Origin of the sequence: Streptomyces niphimycinicus (genome assembly GCF_018883605.1) — a bacterium.
In the GTDB taxonomy this organism is placed as follows: domain Bacteria; phylum Actinomycetota; class Actinomycetes; order Streptomycetales; family Streptomycetaceae; genus Streptomyces; species Streptomyces niphimycinicus.
This window is the reverse complement of sequence record NZ_JAHLEM010001043.1, coordinates 1-1554: the sequence shown is the minus strand read 5'-3', so window position 1 is coordinate 1554 and position 1554 is coordinate 1. Positions and strand designations below refer to the sequence as shown.

The window sequence follows — 1554 nt, the reverse complement described above, 5'->3', positions numbered from 1 at the left end:
CGGGCACCACCTGGAGGACGGACATGTCCCACATGCCGTTGTGGCTCGGCCCGTCGGTGCCGGTGACACCGGCCCGGTCCAGGACGAAGGTCACCCCGCAGCGGTGCAGGGCGATATCCATGAGCAGTTGGTCGAAGGCGCGGCCCAGGAAGGTGGCGTAGACGGCGAAGACCGGGTGGAGCCCGCCGGTGGCGAGCCCGGCCGCCGAGACCGCCCCGTGCTGCTCGGCGATGCCGACGTCCCACACCCGCTCGGGATACGCCTCGGCGAACCCGGCGAGGCCCACGGGGTGCAGCATCGCGGCGGTGAGGGCGACCACATCGGGCCGCTCGGCGCCGATCCGCACCATCTCCTCCCCGAACACCGAGGTCCATGAGCGGCCGCCGGAGGGGATGAGGGGCGCGCAGGTGAGCGGATCCATCGCGGCGACGGTGTGGAAACGATCCGCCTCGTCCTCCAGCGCGGGCCGGTAGCCGCGCCCCTTCTCGGTGAGGCAGTGGACGAGGACCGGGCCGTGGAACCGCTTGGCGCGGCGCAGGGCCGATTCGACCGCCTCGGTGTCATGGCCGTCGATGGGGCCGACGTACTTCAGCCCGAGGTCCTCGAACATGCCCTGCGGTGCGAAGGCGTCCTTGAACCCCTTCTTGGCGCCGTGCAGCGAGCCGTACAGCGGCTGGCCGACCACGGGGGTGCGCTGGAGCACCTCCTTGCCCCAGGCCAGGAAGCGCTCATAGCCGTCGGTGGTGCGGAGGGTGGCGAGGTGGTTGGCGAGCCCGCCGATGGTCGGCGCGTAGGAGCGCTCGTTGTCGTTGACGACGATGACCAGCGGACGGTCCCGGGCGGCGGCGATGTTGTTGAGCGCCTCCCAGGCCATCCCGCCGGTCAGCGCCCCGTCCCCGATGACGGCGACGACATGGTCGGTGGCGCCGCGCACCTCATTGGCCTTGGCGAGGCCGTCGGCCCAGCCCAGCACGGTGGAGGCATGGCTGTTCTCGATGATGTCGTGCTCGGATTCGGCCCGTGACGGATAGCCGGACAGTCCGCCCTTGTGGCGGAGCTTGGAGAAGTCCTGGCGGCCGGTGAGCAGTTTGTGGACGTAGGACTGGTGCCCGGTGTCCCACAGGATGCGATCGGCGGGCGAGTCGAAGACGCGGTGCAGGGCTATGGACAGCTCGACCACGCCGAGATTCGGTCCCAGATGGCCTCCGGTCCTGGCCACCGCGTCGATCAGGAACTCCCTGATCTCCTGGGCGAGCACGTCCAGTTCCGCACCGGTCAGCGCCTTGAGGTCGTGCGGGCCCCGGATGTTCTCCAGCAACGGCATGTCGGTTCCCCTCCTCGGTGTATCAGCCCACGGTGACGTCGGGGGTGCCCGACGGGACCCCCTCGTCCGCCATGCGCCGCGCGATGTTCATGGCCTCGTCGATCAGGGTCTCCACGATCTTCGACTCCGGCACCGTCTTGATGACCTCACCCTTGACGAAGATCTGCCCCTTGCCGTTACCCGAAGCGACACCCAGATCCGCCTCACGCGCCTCACCGGGGCCGTTCACC

Annotated in this window: 1 protein-coding gene and 1 pseudogene; both read right to left on the bottom strand. The window is 69.8% G+C overall.

The features are described from left to right. Positions 1–1324: 1-deoxy-D-xylulose-5-phosphate synthase (gene dxs, locus KN815_RS47345; protein WP_216347948.1), on the bottom strand; the 1324-nt coding region annotated here is incomplete at its 3' end. Positions 1325–1346: 22 nt separating this feature from the next. Further along, positions 1347–1554: pseudogene (locus KN815_RS47340) on the bottom strand (flavodoxin-dependent (E)-4-hydroxy-3-methylbut-2-enyl-diphosphate synthase); the annotation flags it as partial.